General features: G+C 60.1%; 10 protein-coding genes. 6 read left to right on the top strand and 4 right to left on the bottom strand.

The genetic code is table 11. From position 1 onward, the window contains the following. Positions 1-12: 12 nt before the first annotated feature. From AB8B29_RS28330 to AB8B29_RS28315, 4 genes are read left to right on the top strand one after another with little or no spacing between them, the layout of a single operon-like run. The gene (locus AB8B29_RS28330) at positions 13-1,932 is read left to right on the top strand and encodes a non-ribosomal peptide synthetase (RefSeq protein WP_037201159.1); all 1,920 of its coding nucleotides are present in this window, start codon (positions 13-15) and stop codon (positions 1,930-1,932) included. After that, positions 1,929-10,040: a hybrid non-ribosomal peptide synthetase/type I polyketide synthase gene (locus AB8B29_RS28325; RefSeq protein WP_092574204.1), complete on the top strand. Its 8,112-nt coding sequence runs from the start codon at positions 1,929-1,931 to the stop codon at positions 10,038-10,040. The genes AB8B29_RS28330 and AB8B29_RS28325 overlap by 4 nt, the downstream gene beginning before the upstream one ends. Further along, a complete protein-coding gene (locus tag AB8B29_RS28320; protein ID WP_092574206.1) occupies positions 10,037-12,520 on the top strand; it encodes a condensation domain-containing protein in 2,484 nt (827 codons plus the stop codon). The genes AB8B29_RS28325 and AB8B29_RS28320 overlap by 4 nt, the downstream gene beginning before the upstream one ends. 51 nt (positions 12,521-12,571) lie before the next feature. Then, a complete protein-coding gene (locus tag AB8B29_RS28315) occupies positions 12,572-14,173 on the top strand; it encodes a glucosamine inositolphosphorylceramide transferase family protein (RefSeq protein WP_047639133.1) in 1,602 nt (533 codons plus the stop codon). 102 nt (positions 14,174-14,275) lie between these two features. Here the strand turns inward: AB8B29_RS28315 and AB8B29_RS28310 are convergent, their stop codons facing one another. After that, positions 14,276-14,983: a 4'-phosphopantetheinyl transferase family protein gene (locus tag AB8B29_RS28310; RefSeq protein ID WP_047639066.1), complete on the bottom strand. Its 708-nt coding sequence runs from the start codon at positions 14,981-14,983 to the stop codon at positions 14,276-14,278. 1 nt (position 14,984) lies between these two features. Next, positions 14,985-16,169 carry a DegT/DnrJ/EryC1/StrS family aminotransferase gene (locus tag AB8B29_RS28305; protein ID WP_037201170.1) on the bottom strand — a complete coding sequence of 395 codons (1,185 nt, stop codon included), beginning with the start codon at positions 16,167-16,169 and terminating at the stop codon, positions 14,985-14,987. 266 nt (positions 16,170-16,435) lie between these two features. On the opposite strand from AB8B29_RS28305, the gene AB8B29_RS28300 reads away from it, so the two are divergent. Next, the gene (locus AB8B29_RS28300; RefSeq protein WP_244655289.1) at positions 16,436-18,109 is read left to right on the top strand and encodes a GMC oxidoreductase; all 1,674 of its coding nucleotides are present in this window, start codon (positions 16,436-16,438) and stop codon (positions 18,107-18,109) included. Positions 18,110-18,227: 118 nt separating this feature from the next. Here the strand turns inward: AB8B29_RS28300 and AB8B29_RS28295 are convergent, their stop codons facing one another. Continuing rightward, a complete protein-coding gene (locus AB8B29_RS28295; protein ID WP_047639065.1) occupies positions 18,228-19,040 on the bottom strand; it encodes a class I SAM-dependent methyltransferase in 813 nt (270 codons plus the stop codon). Positions 19,041-19,322: 282 nt separating this feature from the next. On the opposite strand from AB8B29_RS28295, the gene AB8B29_RS28290 reads away from it, so the two are divergent. Continuing rightward, the gene (locus AB8B29_RS28290; RefSeq protein ID WP_439006094.1) at positions 19,323-20,537 is read left to right on the top strand and encodes an IS701 family transposase; all 1,215 of its coding nucleotides are present in this window, start codon (positions 19,323-19,325) and stop codon (positions 20,535-20,537) included. A 154-nt stretch (positions 20,538-20,691) separates the two neighbouring features. Here the strand turns inward: AB8B29_RS28290 and AB8B29_RS28285 are convergent, their stop codons facing one another. Then, positions 20,692-21,513: a methyltransferase, TIGR04325 family gene (locus AB8B29_RS28285; protein ID WP_080760668.1), complete on the bottom strand. Its 822-nt coding sequence runs from the start codon at positions 21,511-21,513 to the stop codon at positions 20,692-20,694. Positions 21,514-21,515 lie beyond the last annotated feature (2 nt).

Below are 21,515 nucleotides of genomic sequence, written 5' to 3'. Positions count from 1 at the left end.
CGGAGGGTAGCAATGATCGATCGCGAGTCTCTTAAAAATGCAGTTGGTGCTGCAAGTATGCATTACGATCGCAACCGCTGCCTTCACGACATGGTGCACGCCCAGGCAGAGGCCGCGCCACAGGCAACGGCCCTGGTTTTCGGCGACACCACGGTGAGCTACCGCGACCTCGATCGGCTTTCCGACGCGCTTGCGACGTATCTTATAAAGCTCGGCGTCCGGAAGGCAGATATCGTTGGCCTGTTCCTTCCACGCAGCCTCAACGCCATCATCTGCAAGCTGGCCATTCTCAAGGCCGGCGGCGCGTACCTACCTCTCGATCCCGCCTTTCCAATCGAGCATCTCGACCATGTCATCGGCGAATGTCAGCCGAAGGTCATTTTTGCCGATGCAGCCCATGGCGAAACGCTCGGCTCGGTTCCCAGCATGGCCGCAAGGGTTATCGAGGCCGGCGCCATCATCGCGGAGATGGCAAATCGAGCCCATGCTCCCGCCCCAGCCGTCAAGGTCGGCGGCGACGATCTCGCCTATGTCATGTACACGTCCGGTTCGACCGGCAGGCCGAAAGGCACCATGATCTCCCACCGCAGCATTGCGCGGGTCGTGCTCGATCAGACCTATGTCGACTTTCGGCCTGAAGACGTCGTTCTTCACACCGCCACCATCGCCTTCGACGCCTCGACCTTCGAAATCTGGGGAGCCCTGCTCAACGGCTCCGCCTTGGCAATCATGCCGGACACCAGCTTCTCCGTCGCCCGCCTGTGCGATTTCATGCGGACGACCGGTGTCAGCATCACCTTCCTGACGACCGGGCTGTTCAACGTGTTCGCCGATCACGCCCGCGGACCTCTGCCGAAGCTTCGCCATGTTCTGTTCGGCGGCGACGTTGGGTCGGCGGTTCATGCCCGGCGCTTTCTTGAGCGTCATCCCGGCTGCAAGCTCACCAATGCCTATGGCCCGACGGAGACGACCGTCTTTGCGACCGCGTTCCAGGTGCTTCCGAACTTCTCCGACAAGGAACTGCCGATCGGCAAGGCGATCGCGCATACCGGTATTGCCGTCCTCAACGAGGAATTGCGCGAGGTTGGCCGGGGAATCGAAGGTCAATTGGCGATATCGGGCGACGGCCTGGCGATCGGCTATTTCAAGCGGCCCGAATTGACGGCCGAGAAGTTCGTGACGATCGACACGAAAAACGGCAGGACCCGCTACTATCTGACCGGTGACATCGCCTTCCTGCAGGCCGACGGCACGGTTGCCTTCAAGGGTCGCCGGGACCGTCAAGTCAAGATCAATGGCAAGCGCATCGAACTGGATGAGATCGAGGCGGCGCTGAGACGCGATCCGCGTCTTGCCGACGGCATTGTTCTTTGTCATGAGCAGGGTCCAAATCTGAAACGGATCGTCGCCTATCTGTGCCCGAAAGAGGATCGCGCGGGCGCGGGTCCCGATCTGGGGCCGAGCGTCATGGCGGCGCTGCGCGCGGTACTTCCGGCCTATATGATCCCGAGCGCCGCCGTTATCGTCGATGCTTTGCCATTGACGCCCGCCGGCAAGGTCGATCGCTCCAAGCTTACTCCGCCGGCAATTGAACCCATCGCGACGCCCATGGGCGCAATTGCCAAAAGCCGGACGGAAGAGCTGCTGACGACGCTGTGGCAGGACGCATTGGGCCTCGGCGCAGTTGAAATCGACAGGAACTTCTTCGATCTCGGCGGAACCTCCCTTCAGCTGATGGAGATCCACGCCGGCCTGGAAACGGAGCTCGACCATCCCATCGACGTGGTCGCGCTGTTCCGCCATCCGACAATCCGGGAATTGGCGCGTCACCTCGACGGTAAGGCTCCGGACCCGATACGAGCAGCGGCGGCCGCTCAGCGCGCTGCACTTCAGCAAAAGGCAATATCCCAATTCCGCAGGAGCTCCTCATGAAGGCAAGTCACCATGGCCAGGGCGAAGAGCCTGATTTCTTGGATAGTGAGGATCTGGTCGGGCAGGGTTCCGGGCACATAGCCATTATCGGCATGTCCGGTCGCTTCCCAGGCGCGCCTTCGGTGGACGAGCTATGGCAATTGGTTTGCGAAGGGCGGGACGTCTTTTCGCGTTTTTCGCCGGACGAGATCGAAGACGCCTTCACGGACGAAGAGCGGTCGCAGCCGAACTATGTTGCGGCAAGACCTCATCTTCCTGACGTCGGGATGTTCGATGCGGAGTTCTTCGGCATGTTTCCGCGGGAGGCGGCGGTGACCGATCCGCAACATCGGGTCTTCCTGGAAATCTGCTGGGAGGCGCTTGAAAGCGGCGGATACGATGCGCAGCGCTACAACGGCATGATCGGCGTCTTTGCCGGATGCTCCATGCCGACTTATCTCATCAACAATGTTCTGCGTGACCGCGCCAAGGCGGAGGAATTCACCTCCAATTACCAGATCGGCTGCTTCCATGAGCTTGTCGGCGCTCTCAATGATACGCTGGCAACGCGCGTCGCCTATAAGCTCGATCTTCGCGGCCCTGCTTTCACGGTACAATCGGCTTGCTCGACCTCGCTTCTGGCCGTGTCGCAGGCCTGCCAGAATCTGCTCACCTATAGCTGTGACATGGCGCTGGCCGGTGGGGTGTCGATCACCATTCCGCAAAGGCGGGGCTATATGTACCAGGATGGCGGCATGGCCTCTCCGGATGGAACATGCCGACCTTTCGACGCGAACGCTGCCGGAACGGTGTTTGCAAGCGGCGCCGGCGTCGTTCTTTTGAAGCGTCAGGAAGATGCACTGCGCGACGGCGACCATATCTATGCGGTCATTCGCGGCTATGGCATCAACAATGACGGCAGCGACAAGGTCGGCTTCGTCGCGCCGAGCGCCGAGGGGCAGGCCGAGGCAATCGCCGCAGCACTCGCCAATGCTGCCGTGGAGCCGTCGACAATCGGCTATGTCGAATGTCACGGCACTGCGACACCGCTTGGCGACCCCATCGAGTTCAACGGGCTGAAGAGGGCTTTTGCACAGAATCCGCCGACGGCCGCAAGTTGTGCACTTGGCTCGATCAAGGGCAATATCGGACACATGGACGCCGCCGCTGGCGTCACCGGCCTGATCAAGGCGGCGCTGGTGCTGGGCTCCGCCAAGATCCCGCCGATGGCCAACTACAAGCAACCCAATCCGCACATCGATCTCGACCACAGCCCCTTCTACATCCCGACAGCAATGATCGACTGGCCACAGGGGCAAGGTCCCCGGCGGGCCGGCGTCAGCTCTTTCGGCGTGGGCGGCACGAATGTCCATGTTGTCCTAGAAGAGCCGCCGCGCAGGCGCCTTCAAGCCGAAGAGCTTGGAAGACGATATATTCTGCCGCTCTCGGCGCGCAGCAAGCCCGCCCTCGCGACGATGCGGGCCGCTCTTGGCGATCATCTCGCCAAGAACCCGAAAATTTCCGTGATGCAGCTTGCCCATACGCTTCAGGAAGGGCGCCGCGAGTTCAGCCATCGCCTCGCTATCTCTGCCAGCAGTGTCGAAGACGCCATCGGTCGGCTGACAACGGAGAACTATCAGTCTTTCATTGCAGCGGACGAACCGCCCGTCGCCTTTATGTTTCCAGGGCAAGGCGCACAATATGTCGGCATGGGCGCTGGCCTTTATAGGTCGGAACCCGAATTCACCCGCTGGATCGATCGTGGCGCCGAGCTTCTGAAGATGACGCTCGGGCTCGATCTGCGCGACTACATCTGCCATACCGGGCCGGTAACCCAGGCGATCACCGATGAGCAGCGCGAGACGCGCATCGCCCAACCCTGCCTCTATCTTGTCGAATATGCGCTGGCACGGCTGTGGCTCAGTCGTGGCGTGAAGCCCTATGCCATGATCGGCCATAGCGTCGGCGAATTTGTTGCCGCCACGCTTGCCAACGTCATCTCGTTCGAAGACGGCTTGCGGCTGGTCGCCAATCGTGGGCGCCTGATGCAGCATCAGCCGCAGGGAGCCATGGTTTCGGTTCGCGCGGATGTCGAAACGACCAGCTCATACTTGCGGGGCGAAGTCGAAATCGCCGCAATCAACGCGCCGAAACTCTGCGTCATCTCGGGGCCGTTTGCCGATATCGATAGGGTTTGCGGCGAACTCGAATCCGCCAATATCGCCTTCAGCCGCCTGCACACATCGCATGCCTTCCATTCCGCGATGATGAACGACGCCGCCGAGGCACTGCGTCAGGAAACGGAGAAGGTTACCTATGGCACTGCCACCATGCCCTTCATCTCCTGCGTCACCGGCGACTGGCAGACAGGGGAACTAGGAACCTCGCCCGACTACTGGGCCATGCATTGCCGCGACACTGTCCGCTTCGCCGATGGTCTGGCGACGCTATGCCGTGACCGCAAGCCAATCCTTCTTGAAGTTGGCCCGGGGCGCACGCTTTCCGTCTTTGCCGCGCAGACAATCGCGCGTGACGATCTGGCGGCGGTGGTGCAATCACTGCCTGAACACGACCGCGCTTCCGCTGCGGCCGAAACGCTCGCCGAAGCACATGGCAAGCTCTGGATGGCGGGTTGTTCGCTCGTCTGGCCAGCTCTCCCGATCGCCGCCAAACAGCGACTGGTCTTGCCAACCTATCCTTTCCAACGCCAGCGCCATTGGATCGACGCCCCCGCATCGGCACGACGGGCGTCGGCACAGCAGATCAGCGCCATGCCAGGCAATCCCACCATCACCATCCCCGTCGCCTCAGACGTCAACCTCGCCGAGGAGAACAAATCAATGAATGTCGCAGCACCAATCTCCGCTTCCCACCGCGTTCTCACATTGGAAACCAGCCTCTTGACCCTGCTCAGCGACATGTCGGGAGAGACGCTCGGTCCGGATGAGCGGGCGGTGACATTCCTGGAGCTCGGCTTCGATTCACTCTTCGTCGGACAATTCGCGCAACGAATCGAGAAAGACTACAAGATCAAAGTTTCTTTCCGGGAGTTGCTCAGCGCGATACCCTCGGTCGCGGATCTGGCGCTCTATCTTGACGAGCAGATGCCACCGGACGCGGTAAAGGTGCCCGAGCCGCCGATGGTCGCGACACCTGTCGCAGTTGCACCGGCATCGGCTGCACCAATGCCCGTACAACTGCCGATACCAACGACGATTGCCGCCGCTCCAATACAGGCGATGCCGGGTGCTGGGTCGGATCTTGCCACGGTAATGCAATCGCAGCTCCAGATGGCGCAGTCCCTGTTCGCGCAACAATTGCTGATGCTGCAATCCATGCAGGGCGGCTCTCAACCCGTTGCCGCCCCCGTGCCCGAGCCGGTAGCCGTAAGCCCACAGGCGGCACCGCCCGCACCCATGCCGGCACCCGCAGCTGCTGAGCGCGTCCCTGCCGTTACCGTCGAAAGCGATTTCGGCACCGAACGCATCAAGCTGTATCGCCCGAACGCAAAGAGCCTGGCACCGGAGATCTCCGCGACCAAACAGGCCTTCATTGCCGACCTGACGGCGGCCTATGAAACCAAGAACGCCAAGTCGAAGACCTTCACGCAGGAACATCGCAGCCACCTGGCCGATCCACGCTCGGCTTCGGGCTTCCGGGCGGACTGGAAGGAAATGGTGTTCCCGATCGTCTGCGAGCATTCGAAAGGCGCTTACATCTGGGACGTCGACGGCAATAAATATGTCGATCTGGTCAACGGCTTCGGGCAGACGGCCTTCGGTCACGCGCCCGATTTCGTGATCGATGCCATCAAGGATCAGGCTGACCGCGGCTTTGCCATCGGCCCACAGACGCCGCTGGCCGGCGAGGTGGCGAAGATGATCGCCGAGGTCACGGGCCATGAGCGCGTCACCTTCTGCAATACCGGTTCGGAGGCTGTCATGGCTGCCATGCGGCTTGCCCGCGCCGTCACCGGCCGCGACCGTGTCGTGGTCTTTGCCAACGATTATCACGGCCAGTTCGACGAAGTGCTGGTCAAGGGCCGCAACCGCTCCGACAAGCCGATTGCCTTGCCGGTCGCCTCCGGCATCCCGATGGCGTCCGTCTCCAATATGACAGTGCTGCGCTATGGCGCGCCGGAAAGCCTCGATTTCATCCGCGCCAATGCCGACGAGATTGCCGCCGTCATCATCGAGCCGATCCAGAGCCGCCATCCGGAATTGCAGCCACGGGAATTCGTCCTCGAGCTGCGCGATATCGCCACCAAATCCGAATTCGCCCTGGTCTTCGATGAAGTCGTCACCGGCTTCCGCGTCGATCCCGGCGGCATGCAGAAGATCTGGGGGATCAAGGGCGACATGGCGACCTATGGCAAGGTTGTCGGCGGCGGAATGCCGATCGGCGTGCTGGTCGGAAGCCCACGCTTCATGGATGCGCTCGATGGAGGCTACTGGGCTTATGGCGACGAGTCCGTCCCCATGACCGCTCCGACCTTCTTCGCCGGTACCTTCGTGCGTCATCCATTGACGCTCGCAGCCGCCCACGCCGTCCTGCATCACATCAAGGGCGAAGGATCAGCCCTTTACGGTCGGGTCGTCGAGCGGACGGAAGCCTTGGTGGCAGAGATCAGGGCCGATCTTGCCCGGCGCGGCATGGCCGATGTCGTTCATGGTTACAAGAGCTGGTTCGCGACCGACTTCTCCAGCCAGGATGCGCTCGGGGCGCTCTTTTATGCCCAGATGCGCCTCAATGGCGTCCACATTCAGGACGGCTATCCCTGCTTCCTGACAACGGCGCATAGCGAGGAAGATTTCCGCGCGATTGCCAAGGCTTTCCGCGACAGTCTCGATGCCATGCAAGCAGTCGGGATCTTCACGCCCATCCAAGACCACATCGCCCCTCCGGAGCAGATCCGGGCTGCGGTCCCGGCACCCATCTCGCCACCTCAATCCGCGCCGCTGACGGAGGCGCAAACGGAGATCTGGCTGGCGGCCCAGGCAGGCGATGAGGCATCCTGTTCGTTCAATGAGTCCTTCTCATTGACGCTGGAAGGGGCTTTCGATGAGAACGCATTCCGCAAGGCCTTCGACACGGTCGTTGCCCGCCATGATGCGCTTCACATCCGCTTCGATCGGAGCGGCGAGCACTTTCAGTTCATCCCTGGTTTCAAGCTCGATCTGCCGTCTTTAGATGGTGTCGACCAGGCAGGCCTCGCTCAGATCCTCGATGATGAGGCTCATACACCCTTCGATCTGATCAACGGACCGCTGGCGCGCGCCTGCGTCGTCAAGCTTGCGGCCGATAAGCATGTGCTGGTCTTCACCGCCCATCACATCATCTGCGACGGCTGGTCGATCAACACTTTCGTCGATGAACTCTCAACCGCCTATGGCGCCTACCAGGCGGGCACCGCGCCGCAGTTCCAACCGGCTTTGTCCTTCGCCACCTACTCGACGGACCTCGCACCCAGACCGGAGAAATCACAGGTCACCGAACAATTCTGGCTCGATCAGTTCAAGACGGTTCCGGACTTGCCTGACCTGCCGCTCGACCGGCCTCGGCCGGAATATCGGAGTTTCGCTGGTGGAACCTGCACGGGCTACATCGACGCCGATGTCTACAAGGCTCTGAAGAAGAGAGGCGCGAAATCCGGGGCGACGCTGTTTTCCACGCTGCTCGCCACGCTGCAGGTGATGATCACGCGTCTGTCCGGTCAGGACGATATCGTGATCGCGATCCCCTCGGCCGGTCAGAGCCTGCTCGACGGGCAGATCCTTGTCGGCCATTGCGTCAATCTTCTGCCGCTGCGTCAGGCAGTGGCACAGGCAGAGCCCTTCCTGGCCCATCTGAAGGCAACGCAGCAGCTGGTTTTTCAGGCCTTCGAGCATCAGGACTACACCTACGGCACGCTGGTGCGCCGGCTGAACGTAAAACGCGACTCGCGGCGCCTGCCCCTCACCGAAATCCAGTTCAATCTGGAGCGCATCGCCGGTGGATCGGCCTTCGGCAACCTCAAGCCAACGATGGAGCCGAATGCCAAGGCGTTCTCCAACTTCGACCTGTTCTTCAACATGATCGAAGCTGCCGATCACATTCGTATCGATGTCGATTACAACGCCGACGTTTTCGACCGCACCACGGTTGAACGATGGATCGGCCATTTTTCGACGCTGGCTGCGGCTCTGGCAAAGGACATGGATCGGAAGATCTGCGAGCTGCCGTTGCTGTCGGCACAGGAGCAATCCTGGTTGATCGATGACCTCAACCATACGGCGGTGCCCTACGATCACGATCAGTTCATGTTCTCGCTCTTCGCCAGAAGGGCCGCCGAGAGCCCGAATGCCGTCGCCGTTCAACATGCTGGCCAGGCAATGACTTACGGAGAACTCGAGGCCCGCTCGAACCAGCTCGCCCTTTACCTGCAGATGGCAATTCCCGAGCCCGGCCGACGTGTTGCGCTTCTGGTCGAACGGTCGCTAAATATGATCGTCGCCCTTCTCGCCGTCATGAAGGCAGGGCATGTTTATGTGCCGATGGACCCGGGCCATCCCGAGGCGCGCCTGCGTCAGACGCTGGATGTCGCCCGCATCGGGGGCCTGATTTGCGACAGCGACGACATGGCTCGACTGGTCGCCGCCAACACCCCCGTCATCCGCCTTGACAAGGATGCCAAGGCGATCGGCTCGATGACCGGCGCGCCCTTGAAGACCTTATCCTTCGACACGTCGGGTCCGGCCTACGTCATCTTCACCTCCGGCTCCACCGGCATGCCGAAGGGGGTCGAGGTCTCTCACCGGGCGCTCACCAACTTCCTTCTCTCCATGGCAAAGGAACCCGGCTTCAGCGCCGAAGACACGCTCGTTGCGGTGACGACGATCTCCTTCGACATTGCTGGGTTGGAGCTCTACCTGCCGCTGATATCGGGCGGAAAGGTCGTCATCGCCGACCGCAACCAGGTTCAGGACGGCTTCGCACTTGTGAAGCTCATCGAGGAGCACGACGCCACGGTCTTGCAGGCGACGCCAACGCTTTGGCAGATGCTGGTGGAGGCCGGTCTCAAGGAGCGGAAGACGCTGAAAATGCTCTGCGGCGGGGAACCCTTGCCGCGGGAGTTGGCGAGATCGCTGTTGGCGATCGGAGGCCAGCTGTGGAACATGTATGGCCCGACGGAAACGACGATCTGGTCATCGTTGCAGCGCATCACGGATGCCGATCAGCCGATCACCATTGGCCACCCGATTGCCAACACGCAACTCTACATTCTCGATCGGAGCAATAGTGTTGCGCCGATTGGCGTCATCGGCGAGCTGCATATCGGCGGCGATGGATTGGCGGAAGGATATTTCGATCGCCTTGATCTCACCGAAAAGGCCTTCGTCCCGCATTGCTTTACCGTCGGCAAGCCGAAGCGGCTCTATAAGACCGGTGATGTCGGCCGGCGTCTTGCCGATGGATCCTTACAGTTGCTTGGCCGGCGCGACCAGCAGATCAAGCTGCGTGGCTTCCGCATCGAACTCGGCGATATAGAAGCCGTCGTCGCGAAAGCGGAAGGCGTGCGTCAATGCGCCGTCGTCCTGGCCGAAAACCAGAAAGGTGACCGCTCGCTCGTCTGCTACATTGTGCCGGCCGCCAACGGCAAGGATATCTCCTCTGCCGATATCGCCGCCCATGCGCAGTCCAGCCTCCCGGCTCATATGGTTCCGGCCTTCTGGGTGATGGAAAGCGAGCTGCCTCATACCGCCAACGGCAAGCTCGACCGCAAGACGCTGCAACAACGTGGGGTGCCGCAGCGTGAAGTGGCCCAGACCAAGGCCCCGCCAAAAACCGAGATGGAAGAGCGGCTGCTGACGATCTGGCAAGATGTGCTCGATCTCGGCGACATCGGTGTCGACGACAATCTCTACGCACTGGGCGCCGATTCACTTACCATCTTCCGCATCGCTGCCCGGATGCGCGACGATGGCCTGCCGCTGGAGGCAAAGCACTTGCTTCGCCATCCATCGATTGCGGCGCTGGCGGCCTTTGCCGGCAGCTTGGAAGAGGCTTCACCCGATCCTATTCAGCTCCACGTTCCATCCTTGCGAGATTTTCGTAACGGCGCACGCCGCGGCCTGGGGACAGCACTATGAGCATCTTTGACAACAGCCCCGACGGTTCGCGTACCGAACCGCAAATCATCGGCGAGTTTCCGTGCACGCAGACGCAATTGCGTTGCTGGATTATCGACCAGCTCAGCCCGGGCAATCCCGCACTCAATGTCGCGGTTCGCTGGGAAATCCGCGGCGCCTTCAAGGCGTCAACCCTTGAGGCGGCTTTCCGCAAGGTGGTTCAGCGCCATGAGATTCTCAGAACTCGCTTCGTCGAACGGAATGGCCATCCCTTCCAGCAGGCAGTCAGCGAGATCAATTTCAAGATGTCGGTGATCGATCTTCGAGGCATGGCGCCCGAGCAGCGCCAGGCAAGAATCCTGTCGATCGGCGAGGAGACGGCGCAAGCCCCGTTCGACCTGAGCACGCCCGGCCTGTTTCGCGTCACCTTGCTGATGGCCGAAAACGAGCGCGGTGTCTTGCTCATAACAGCTCATCAGAGCTGCTTCGACGGCTGGTCGATCCGCGTCCTCGGGCGGGAGGTTGGTGAAATCGCCGCGGCGATTGATGCCGGCAGGCAGCCGGTATTGCCCGAGCTGCCGTTGCAGTATGGCGACTACGCGCTCTGGCAGCAGGAGTACCTGCAAGGCTACGGCTTCGAGACGGAAAAAACGTTCTGGCGAGAGACGCTGAAGGATGCGCCCTATTTCGAGGTCGCTCCCGATCGCCCGCGCGGCGCCGTCAAGACCAGTCACGGCAATATCCTGTCGATCGCCCAGCCTCTCGCCTTCAGCGAGCGCATGGATGCCGCCGCCCGCGCACACCGTGTTTCGCAGTACAGTTACGGCGCGGCCATCGTCAGCGCTGTCCTCCATCGGCTGACGCAGGCCCCGACCGTCCTGTTCGGCTCGCAGGTCGCCGGCCGCGAGCACAGTGATCTGGAAGATCTGATCGGCGTCTTCATCAACAATCTGGTGCTGCGTTTCGATTTTGCTTCCGATGTTTCCTTCGCCGAGCATATCCACGCGGTCAGCGAAACGGTCGAAGGGGTTTTGAACCATCAGCGTATGCCGTTCAACAAGCTGGTCGAGCTGATCAACCCCGTTCGTGATCCCGCCCGCAATCCGCTGATCTCTGTGAATTTCAATCTGCAGAAAGCGTTTCTGGAGGATCGTCGCTATGGCGGCTTCGAGCTGATCAGCTCGGCCTCGCAATCGCCCGGCGTCATCTACGATCTCAGTTTCATCATGATCGGCCGACCGACCGGCTGGCGCATGTCGATCGAATACAATGCCGATCTCTTCGAGGTCGAGACGATAGAAAGCCTCTTACAGTTGTGGCGGCAAGCTTATGAAATTGCTCTCGAACACCCAGAGGCGCCGCTTTCTTCGCTCATTGCGCCTGAGCGGCAAACGGCGACCCACGTCAAGGATGCGTCGGTCGGCGGCTCCACCGCAAGCAGCCCGTCAACCGATACACAAATGGAAACGCTTGCTGCTCTCTGGAGAGACATCCTACAAGTTCAGCAGATACGACCGGAAGATGATTTCTTCGCGCTCGGCGGTCATTCGCTTCTGGCGCTACGGCTTCTTTCGGCAGTCCGAACTACGTTCAATGCTCCGGCGACACTGGAACTTCTATTCAAAAAGCCGACGTTTGCTGGCTTTGCTGCAGCGATCTTCGACCGCGGGGAAGCGCAGGCGTCCCGCGAAGAAGCCGCGAACCCGTGGGAGTTAGTCACCTGCAAGCAGGGTACCGGAACGGCGGCGGTTTATACGCTCAACCATCCGTTTCTCTATTACCGTTTGGCCAACGAATTGCCGGCTACGGTATCGGTCCACAACGTCAACATGTTTCATGCGGATCTCGAAAGCGGCCTGGCCGATCTCCCGATCGAAGATATCGCACGCCATGCGATAGACACCATGCAAATCGATGCGAGCGCCGGGCCCGTCGCGATCGTCGGCCTCTGCGTCAACGGCATCGTCGCGATGGAGGTAAGCCGGCAGTTACGCGAAAAGGGCATCGAGGTCGGCTTTACCGCAATGATCGATGCATGGGCGCCGGGCTATTTCGCCTCGCTGCCGAAACGGGAGCAGAAACGTTGGGGTCGGGAGCGGCGGAGCAAGCGCCTTGCCTATTTCACCAAGAAACTGCTGCTGGGACGCATTCGTCTGATCGACTATCTCAAGGAGTTCGAAATCTCTCTCGCTCTTCTGAGGCTGTTTGGCGTCAAGGCAGGTGAATATTCCCCTGAGGAGCAGGCCAACGACGCTGTCACCAAATTACTGGTGATAGCCGCACGTCGCTACAAGCCGGCACAAGTCAGGGACCCCAGCGTGATCCTGTTGCGCAGCCGCGCCAACCATCCCCGGGCTCGCAAGTTGTTGTTTGGCTGGGGCGAGGCCGTCGCGGCAGACACCATGGTCGTCGATATCGATGGCTGGCACGAGGATTCGCTTACCAGCAACGGTATTCGCGATCTGGCATCGATCTTCTCTCAAAAGCTCATCGGCAAGTAGATGTCAGTAGTTTGGGCGGCAACGGGCGAGGCCACGCAAGGAAACACAATTATGGATGTGACCAAGCCGTTGAGGATTGGCGTTCTCATTGCGCACGGGCGCGCGTTCGAGAATTGGGAACTCATGGTTCTCGATCGGATCCTTGCCGATCCGCGTTTGGAACTCGCGGCAGTGCTCATCCATCATTGCGCGTTCAATGAGCACAAGACCTCACGACTATTGTCGTGGGGTGCGTGGCTGGAGGCGAAAGCCTTCGCCAGACAGCCGGCCTATGTCTCAAAGCACTTCGACACCAGCCGCCATTTCATAGATTGCTACGACGCCGTCGCCAATCAAGACGGCACCGGCGGCAACATGACGCCGGCATTCCTGCAGCGCCTGAACCTCGATCTCGTCATACGCACGACGCCGGAAGGCATGCCCGATGACGCGATCCGCCTGCTGCCGTTCGGCGAATGGGCCTTCAATTTTTCCGACCAGCGGTCCGTAGATACAGACTGGTTCGGCTATGCCGACATTCTCGCCAAAGCTCCGACAACCAACCTGCTGCTCTATGCGAAATACGGCGGCGAGGCCACCAGGGTCGAGATCGCCAGAGCGGCATTCAACATCAAGCTCAGCGCCGCCAGGGGCAGTGCCGTCGTGCGCGAGCGAGGTGTAACGCTCCTGCTGCGTGAGCTCACGCGTCTGGCCGATACCCGTCAGTTCGACCTGCCTCGCGTCTACGGGCAGCCGGATGTTCCCGCCCCATCATTCAGCGATCTCCTTCGCTACGCCCGTATTTTGACAGGTTCGGTCTCAGCCAGAGCATTCAGAGCCATCAAGGCTCGACTTCGTTCCGATTCCGCCATCTGGACACTTTATACGGGTCGCGGGCACATCGGCGATTTCGATCCAAGCCAGGCGATCGAAATCCCTCCGTCCGAAAGCAGCATCAAGGCCGATCCGTTCCTGTTCCAGCATGAAGGCGAGTGCTATCTGTTCTACGAGGCCTACGCGCGCGGCGACCGCAAGGCGCATATCGCCGTCGGCCGCTTCAACGGTGATACAGTCGAACAGGTCGGCGTGGCGCTGGAGCGCCCGTATCATCTTTCCTATCCCTGCGTGTTCCGCGACGGTGATCAGATCTTCATGATACCGGAAACCCATCAGGCGCGGCGTCTCGAGGTTTGGCGCTGTAGCCAATTTCCCCTGAAATGGGAACTTCATGCTACCGCTCTCGAAGGACAATCGCCTGCCGACAGCGTCCTGACGCGGCACGACGGCAAATGGTGGCTGTTCACCAACCTCTCGGATTATCATGCCTATGAGGACCACTGCAGCGAGCTCTATGTGTTCGAGGTCGACGGTCCCGAACTGACGCGCATCGAACCGCATAAACACAATCCCGTCGTGATCGGCAGCACCGTGGCCCGGGGTGCGGGGCGCATCTTCGAACACGACGGCAGGCTCTTGCGGCCGTCGCAGCGCAATACAAACGGCGTTTACGGCTACGGGCTTAACATCATGGAAATTGAAGAGCTTACGCTCGACGATTATCGAGAGCGTTGCATTCGCACGATCACACCCGGATTCAAACCCGGATTGCGCGGCTGCCATCATTTCGATGCGACAAACGGCCGTTACATTCTGGACGCCAGATTAGGCACATAGAGCATTTCCAGAAAAAGTGTGAAGCGGTTTTCCGTGCGGAAATGCGCAAGAACAAAAGGATAGAGCGCTGCCGTGACCTTGTTTGGAACGGAAGCGCTGTAGCTACATGTCCGCGTCTCGATAACGCAGATGGACGGGATGCCCTTTTGTCGAGGCGACGACGGCACCGGCAAAATTGACCGGCGTCTCAAGCTCCAGGATGCTCCAGTTCGATGGCGCATCCGGATCGCCTTCCAGCCGCTCAAGTCTTGGCTCGCCGAACCCGTCGAACGTGACGTCGAAGCTGTCGAGCGGTAGCGACAATCCGCGTCCATGTGCCTTGACGAATGCCTCCTTGCGCGTCCAGCAGCGATAAAAGCCATCAAGGTAAGTTGCCGCCGGCAGGGCTCGCAGGGTCTGATATTCCTTACGCGAAAAGAAACGCCTTGCGATGTCCTCCTTCAGGAAGCGGATCTCCTCTATATCGACGCCAAGGTCATAGCAATCGGATATGGCAAGGACCGCAAGGTCGGCGCTGTGACTGAGATTGAAGTAGAAGGGCGGGGTACCGTCGATGGTAAGGTACGGCTTCCCATAATCGCCATAGGTGAAGCATATCGACTGTGGCGAGAGTCCGAGATATCGTCCCAGCACGGAACGCAGTTGCGCCCTTGCGGCGACGAAACGCCGCTTGTCGCGTTCACGGGCGAAGTGCATGGCTCTCGCGCATTCATCAACTGATAGCAGCACGGTGCAGGCGCCAAGTGCAGGCGGCGGCACGTCCAAGCTCCAGGTCCAGACGTCGATCGTATCGGGGCCAATGACTTCCATGCTAGGTCGTTGCGTAAAAGAGGCTGCCAGCGGTCGGTGGCGTCGATCTCGCCATGCGTCGCGCCATGTAGGCGACCAGGGTCACCGGGTAGTTCTCGCCAAGGCTGATGCGACAGGTGCGCTTCAAGATATCAAGCGTTTGCGCGCAGGACTCGGGCGTATATTCGATCCGGCGATCCGTCCAGAGAAAGGGATTCATCGCTGGGTGGCCGGTGCGCTGCTGCAAGACCGGCTGCCAGTTGGTGTAGACGTGACGGCTGGAATCATAGAGGCGATAGACGCCACGCTTGTTTTCCTCGGCAAATTGCTTGGCATCGTCAGACGTTTCGAAAATGACGTGCAGCCCGGCAGCGTTGCCGATGTCATTGTGCGGGCCAATGCGCAGCCGCTTGTTCTTCGAAAGAATTTCACTCATGACGTCGTAACGCTCGCGCATGCGCGCGATCATCGGGTCGAGCCGTTTCAATTGTACGTTCAACATGGCGCCCTGGATCTGGCTCGCCTTGAAATTCACGCCGAGCATGGGTGGCTCATTGGCATTGTCGAGATGGCCGCGAAACATCGAGCCGATGTCGTGATACATCCGCGCACGCGCAAACAAGCGCGTATCGTTCGTAACGACGGCGCCGCCCTCGCCACAATTTATATTCTTGAACTGATTGAAGCTGAACGCACCGAAATCGCCGATCGTGCCGACCCGCTTGGTCTTGTAGCGCAATCCCACAGCCTGACAGGCATCCTCGATAACAGCCAGATTGTGTTCTCGGGCAATGCGCATGATGGCGTCCATGTTGCAAACCATGTTCGACATATGGACCGGAATGATCGCGCGAGTCTGGGGTGTAATTTTTCGAAGGATGTCGGCGGGGTCCATGGTCAGCGTCTGGTCAACATCGACCAGGATCGGGACCGCGCCGGCAGCCAATGGGGCGGCGGCTGTTGCAATCCAGGTATAGGCCGGCACCAGCACTTCGTCGCCAGGGCCGACGCCGGCGGCGATCAGCGCCGAAATCAAGGCTCCCGTGCCGCTGCTCATCGTCAGCGCATGGCGCACGCCAAACTTGGCGCAGAAATCAGCTTCAAAGCGTCCGAGCGGGCCACCGGTCTCGTCGCTGTAACGCGCGAGCTTCCCGGAAGCAAATACCGGCGCAAGCGCCAACCATTCACGTAACCCCACTTTGGCCATAACTCTCACTCCCCAGGGAAATCGACATTTTCCTGAAGAGCCTAGCGCTTGTTCCCGCCGTTTTCAGCATGGCTTTCCGACTAAGAAGGGCGCGATGTTCGATGAATATACCTATCCGAAATCGGTAGTCGTCGTCGCCGCCTATGCCAATTGAACGATTATCCGGATCGCTGCGATGCTGGTAGAAAGTAAAATAACACGCGGGAATACACGGGAATACTATGATGGCGATCGTCGATCTCAGATCAATATTAGATAATATTCAGATGGCTGCGGATGTGGCTATCATCGGCGGTGGGCCGGCAGGTATCGCCATCGCTCGAGAGCTTGCCGACACACGGATTCGCGTCCTTGTCATCGAGAGCGGCGGTACCGACTACCAGGCAGAGACCCAGACATTGAGTGCGGTTGAGAATATCGGGGAACCTCGAGCCTCAAAAAGCGTCGAGCCGACGGGACGCGGCTATGCCGGCAACCTGGCATGGCTGAACGACGTAGCGGCCTTCGAGCTGCGCGACCGTATCCTGGGTGGCAGCAGCCATACCTGGATCGGCAAGTGCGCCGCCTTCGACGAGATCGACTTCGCCCACCGGCCCTGGCTCCCGCTTTCCGGTTGGCCGATTGCACGCTATCAACTGCTGACAGCCCTTGATCGGGCAGGGGAACTGCTCAACCTTGGCCCCAATTTCTATGATAAACGGCTCTTTGGCCTGCTCCATTCGCGCCCAAGCGAACTTGGCTTGGACGAACAGTTTCTGCGTCCCTTCTTCTGGCAATTCAGCCACACGTTGGATCGACACGGTGAGCCGACACGCTTCAACCGCCTCGCCTGCGATATCGCTGCGGCAAATGTAGATTTCTTGACGCACGCGACGGTGACTCAGATCAATCTCGACGATCAGGGCCTGAGGCCGACATCGCTGAGCGTGGAAAGCCTCGCCGGCAAAAAGGCGACCGTCCATGCGAACACGATCGTCCTTTGTGGCGGAGGTATCGAGAACGCGCGTCTGCTGCTGGCCTCAAATTCGGTGATGGGTGCAGGCATCGGCAATCAGCACGACGTTGTCGGCCGCTATCTTTGCGACCACCCGCGCACCTCGCTTTGCAGCTTCACCGGGCATGACATCGACGCCATCGCCGAGCATTTCAATTTCTACGGTCTGACGCATGAAGGCCGGACGCATTTCTATCTGAGGGGATTGTCCTTGAGCCCCGAAATGCAGGAGCGGGAGGGTCTTACCAATTGCGCTGCCTATCCCGTGCAGATCCACGCCGATCACGACCCCTGGGGGGCGCTCAAACGCTTGGCCCATGGTTCCAGCAGGGCATTCATGCAGGATCTTTTCGCGATCGGAACGTCTCCGGCCCTGATCACGTCCGGCCTCTACAACCGGCTGATCCGCAAGCGGGGTCTGCCGCATCGCTCCACAGAACTGCGTTTCGACGCGATGGCGGAACAACGGCTCGATCCTGAAAGCCGCGTTACGCTCTCGAAGCAACGGGATCGGCTTGGCCAGCCTTTGGCACGCGTCGATTGGAAGATCGGCTCCTGCGAAATCGAGAGCATCAAGCGGTTCGCGCAAATCATGGTGGACGAATTTGATCGCGTTGGTTTGCCGCGGCCGCAATTGGCGGACTGGATCGAAGCCGACGACGGTGGCGCTGCCGCCTTCATGGACATGGCCCATCCCTCATGCACGACCCGCATGGGTACCGATCCATTGACCAGCGTCGTCGATCCCAACGCCATGGTCCACGGTATCGACGGATTGTTTGTCGCCGGCAGTTCGGTGTTTCCCACACCCGGCCATGCCAATCCGACATTGATGCTGCTGACGCTGGCGATCCGGCTTGCCGATCATATCAAGCGCCGCCACGAGATCGAGCAGTCGCCTAAGGCGTCTATCCGCGACCGGCAGCTATCGACGCATCACACCTAGGGCTAGGGCTAGGGCGTGTACCCACAAATTCGGTTCATGTGCGCTTCATTCCGAAAGCGACGCAATTGCTGCTTGGCAGCGGAATGTCGCGAACTGCCGGAATGGCATATTGCAACACCTAGACCACGGCCACGATGACGTGGGCCTGGATCTTGGCAGCAACCTCGCCGGGACCGTGTCTAGCTGCGATCGCGGATGCAGCGCAGTCGGTCGCAGCCTCCAGGCTTCCCGCTTCCCTGGCCTCGATTTCGTTGCGAAGAACAGTTCCCTGACAATAAGCAACGGCCGGAACGCGGGGCGAGGATGCACGGCTTTGTTCGGCTCTCGTTTCGATCACCACACGGGAGAAACCCGCGTCCGCCAACTCGGTGCGGATCAGCTCCGTATCGTGGTAGCCGTGCGGCGTGCGTGCCAGAAAGCGCGGCGGATCGTTCGGAAAAATCTCTGCGAGAGCATTCGTCACCTCATCCGCAAATACATTCTCCTCGATGCGATCCCACACGTTGAACAAAAAACGTCCTCCGGGCTTTAGAACCCGCCTTGCCTCCCGGTAGGCAGCCGAGCGGTCGGGGAAGAACATCGCGCCGAATTGACAACAAACGAGGTCGAAGACCGCATTTTCAAACGGCAGCGCCAGAGCGTCCGCTTGGCGCCATTTGATGCGGGTGTCGGGAGCTTGCCGCGAAGCGGCGTAGTCGAGCATCGGTTGATTGAGGTCGGTGACGATATAGCTTGCGCCGGCGGACAGTTTTGGCGCCAACGCGCGCGTGACAACCCCGGTGCCCGCGGCGATTTCCAAAACAGCGTTTGGCGAAAAGGACGCTGCTCGTTGTGCAAGATCCGCGGCGAACGGCTCGAAAATCAACGGCACCATATAACGGTCGTAATTTTCCGGAATCGAGCCAGCGAATACCTTGTCCGTTTCCAACATTGGCACCACCCTCCGTCCGTTTGGTAGCTCGTGAGATTAGCACATAATCGTCCGCTTTTGTCGGTTTCGACCGAGAGGCGTCAAACGGCATATGCGGCTATAGCTCCGCGAACACGGAAGCAAAATCAGGCTATCGGTGCTGTCATCATGGATGCGGTGGGTTGATGATAGCGCCGGCGCGTTCGTCAGGCTCGTTTGCATCCGCCTATGGCTGCGCGTTGTGAGTCCGCGGCCTAGCATTACAGTTGCATATTTCTATAAACTCTGAATCTATGGGTCTCCATGATTCGGAGGTCATGGATGATGGGTGCATCAATCGAGACGACGCTGGAACTTTGGGCATCGTCGCTGCGTGACGTCAAGGCTCGTATGCGGCGACTGTTTACGCAGGAGCGAGTTGCAGCATCCGCGAACCTTTTCCTGGACGGCTTGCTGGGTGACGAGCGGCGAAAGACAGGTTGGATGCGCGCTGAGGCGGCCGGGGATCCCGGTCCGTGGCGGCAGCAAGCCATTTTGGGTCGCGGACGCTGGGACGCGGATGGACTTCGCGACATCGTGCGAGAGTATGTTGTGGAAAACCTCGCCGCCGATGATGCGGTCCTGGTCATCGATGAGACGGGCTTCCTCAAGCAGGGCAAGACATCGTGCGGTGTTTCGCGTCAATATACAGGTTCGGCAGGCAAGATAGCGAACTGCCAGATCGGTGTGTTCGCCGCCTATGTGTCCGTTCGCGGTCATGCCTTTATCGATCGAGCCCTGTACTTGCCCAAGAGCTGGACCGGTGATCCGGCAAGGCTTGCAGCCACCCATGTTCCTGAGGCTATAGCCTTCGCTACCAAGCCAGGCCTGGCTGTCGATATGATACGGCGTGCGCTGGCAGCCGATGTGCCGTTTTCATGGGTGGCTGCAGATGCGGTCTATGGCGTCGGGGACGTTGAAGGGACCCTGCGCGGAGCCTGCAAAGGCTACGTTCTTGGGGTTAAATCGGACCACCATTTCGGCTCCTGGTCGGGCAAGCCTCCGGTCGCCGGCACAGCTCAGGAGATCGCCCGTGACCTCGATCCAAAAGCATGGCAGCGTCTTTCCGCCGGTGATGGCACCAAAGGCGCGCGGCTTCATGACTGGGCCTACTGCGAACTCGCCGATCTCCATGCCGACGAATATAACGAGACGGAAACGGGCCTTTGGACCCGTGGCCTCCTGATCCGGCGCAATATCAGCGACGGCGATCTCGCATTCTTCACCACATGGTGCCCGGCCGGAACGGGCATCCAGACGCTCGTTTCCGTTGAAGGCCATCGCTGGGCCATCGAAGATAGCTTCGAGACCGCCAAGAACGAGCTCGGACTCGATCACAACGAAACCCGGTCATGGCATGGCTGGCATCGCCACGTCTCCCTGGTCATGCTCGCCTTCGCCATGATGGCGGTGATCCGGTATCGCGCCAATGACGTGACGCCCCAAAAAAGACCGCGGATGCCGCCCATCAGGATTTAATCCGCTGGTCTATCCAGGAAGTCCGGCGCATCGCCACAAGGCTTGCCCAGCGTCGCATAAAGCCCGCCTACGTCATCGCGTGGTCATGCTGGAGGCGCGCCCATCAGGCTGCCGCTCGACGAGCGCATTTGAAAGCAAAAATGCAACTGTAATGCTAGTCCAACCGAAAGTAGAAGCCGGCGCTTTCGCTGCGTCCCAGCTCCGGATGCGTGTCGATCACGTGCGACAGCGAGGGGATCGACCAGCGATCGACCAGCCGGTAGCCGAGCCGGGTTACATCATCGATAAAGGTAGCCTCGTCGCGCATATGATAAGGCACATGAGTCTTACCGATCCGCTCGAGCGTAACAACGGCTCCGCCCTTGCGAAGGGCAACCTTGTTGAGGATCAGGTGGGGCGGCAGACTTGGTAGGCGCTTCAGCAGATCGGATAGTGGCATATCAAGATATTGCATCAGCCCGGACCCTAGGAACAACGGCGTTGCGCCGGCGTCCTCGATCCGGTCGACAAAGGAAAGGCCGGTCAATCCGTCACGCTCGGCCAGGCTTCGGCCGGCTCGAACGATGGCTGCCAGATCGTAGACGATCCAGCGAAAGGAGCCATCCAGCGACAGCAACGGCCGAAAGGCGCGATATTTCGTTCCCATGTGCCCGCCGGCATCGATGAGACCATCCACTGTCGGCATCAGGCTCCGCATCCAGAACAGCACCGGATAGTCCCATGGCGCCACCTGGCACATTTTGGCAAAGGAGACGCTTGCGATTTCCTCGTGATCATAGCCGGCCATCGGCTGCCGGCGGGCGGCTGTCATGGCCGCCTCAAAGGTGCCGTAGGCGCCTGTAAATCGTCGTGGGAGAGGCGAAAGATAGTGCAGGCGCCCGACTGCCGCCCGCAGGGGTGAAAACGCGTGTGCAGCCCTCTGTGCCGCGCCCTTGAGAATAGAACGTGTGTTGCCGGACACGGATAGGGTTGTCATCG

The sequence above is a fragment of the Rhizobium sp. 11_C7_N12_5 genome (assembly GCF_051811145.1).
In the GTDB taxonomy this organism is placed as follows: domain Bacteria; phylum Pseudomonadota; class Alphaproteobacteria; order Rhizobiales; family Rhizobiaceae; genus Rhizobium; species Rhizobium lusitanum.
This window is presented reverse-complemented; position numbering and strand designations above follow the sequence as displayed.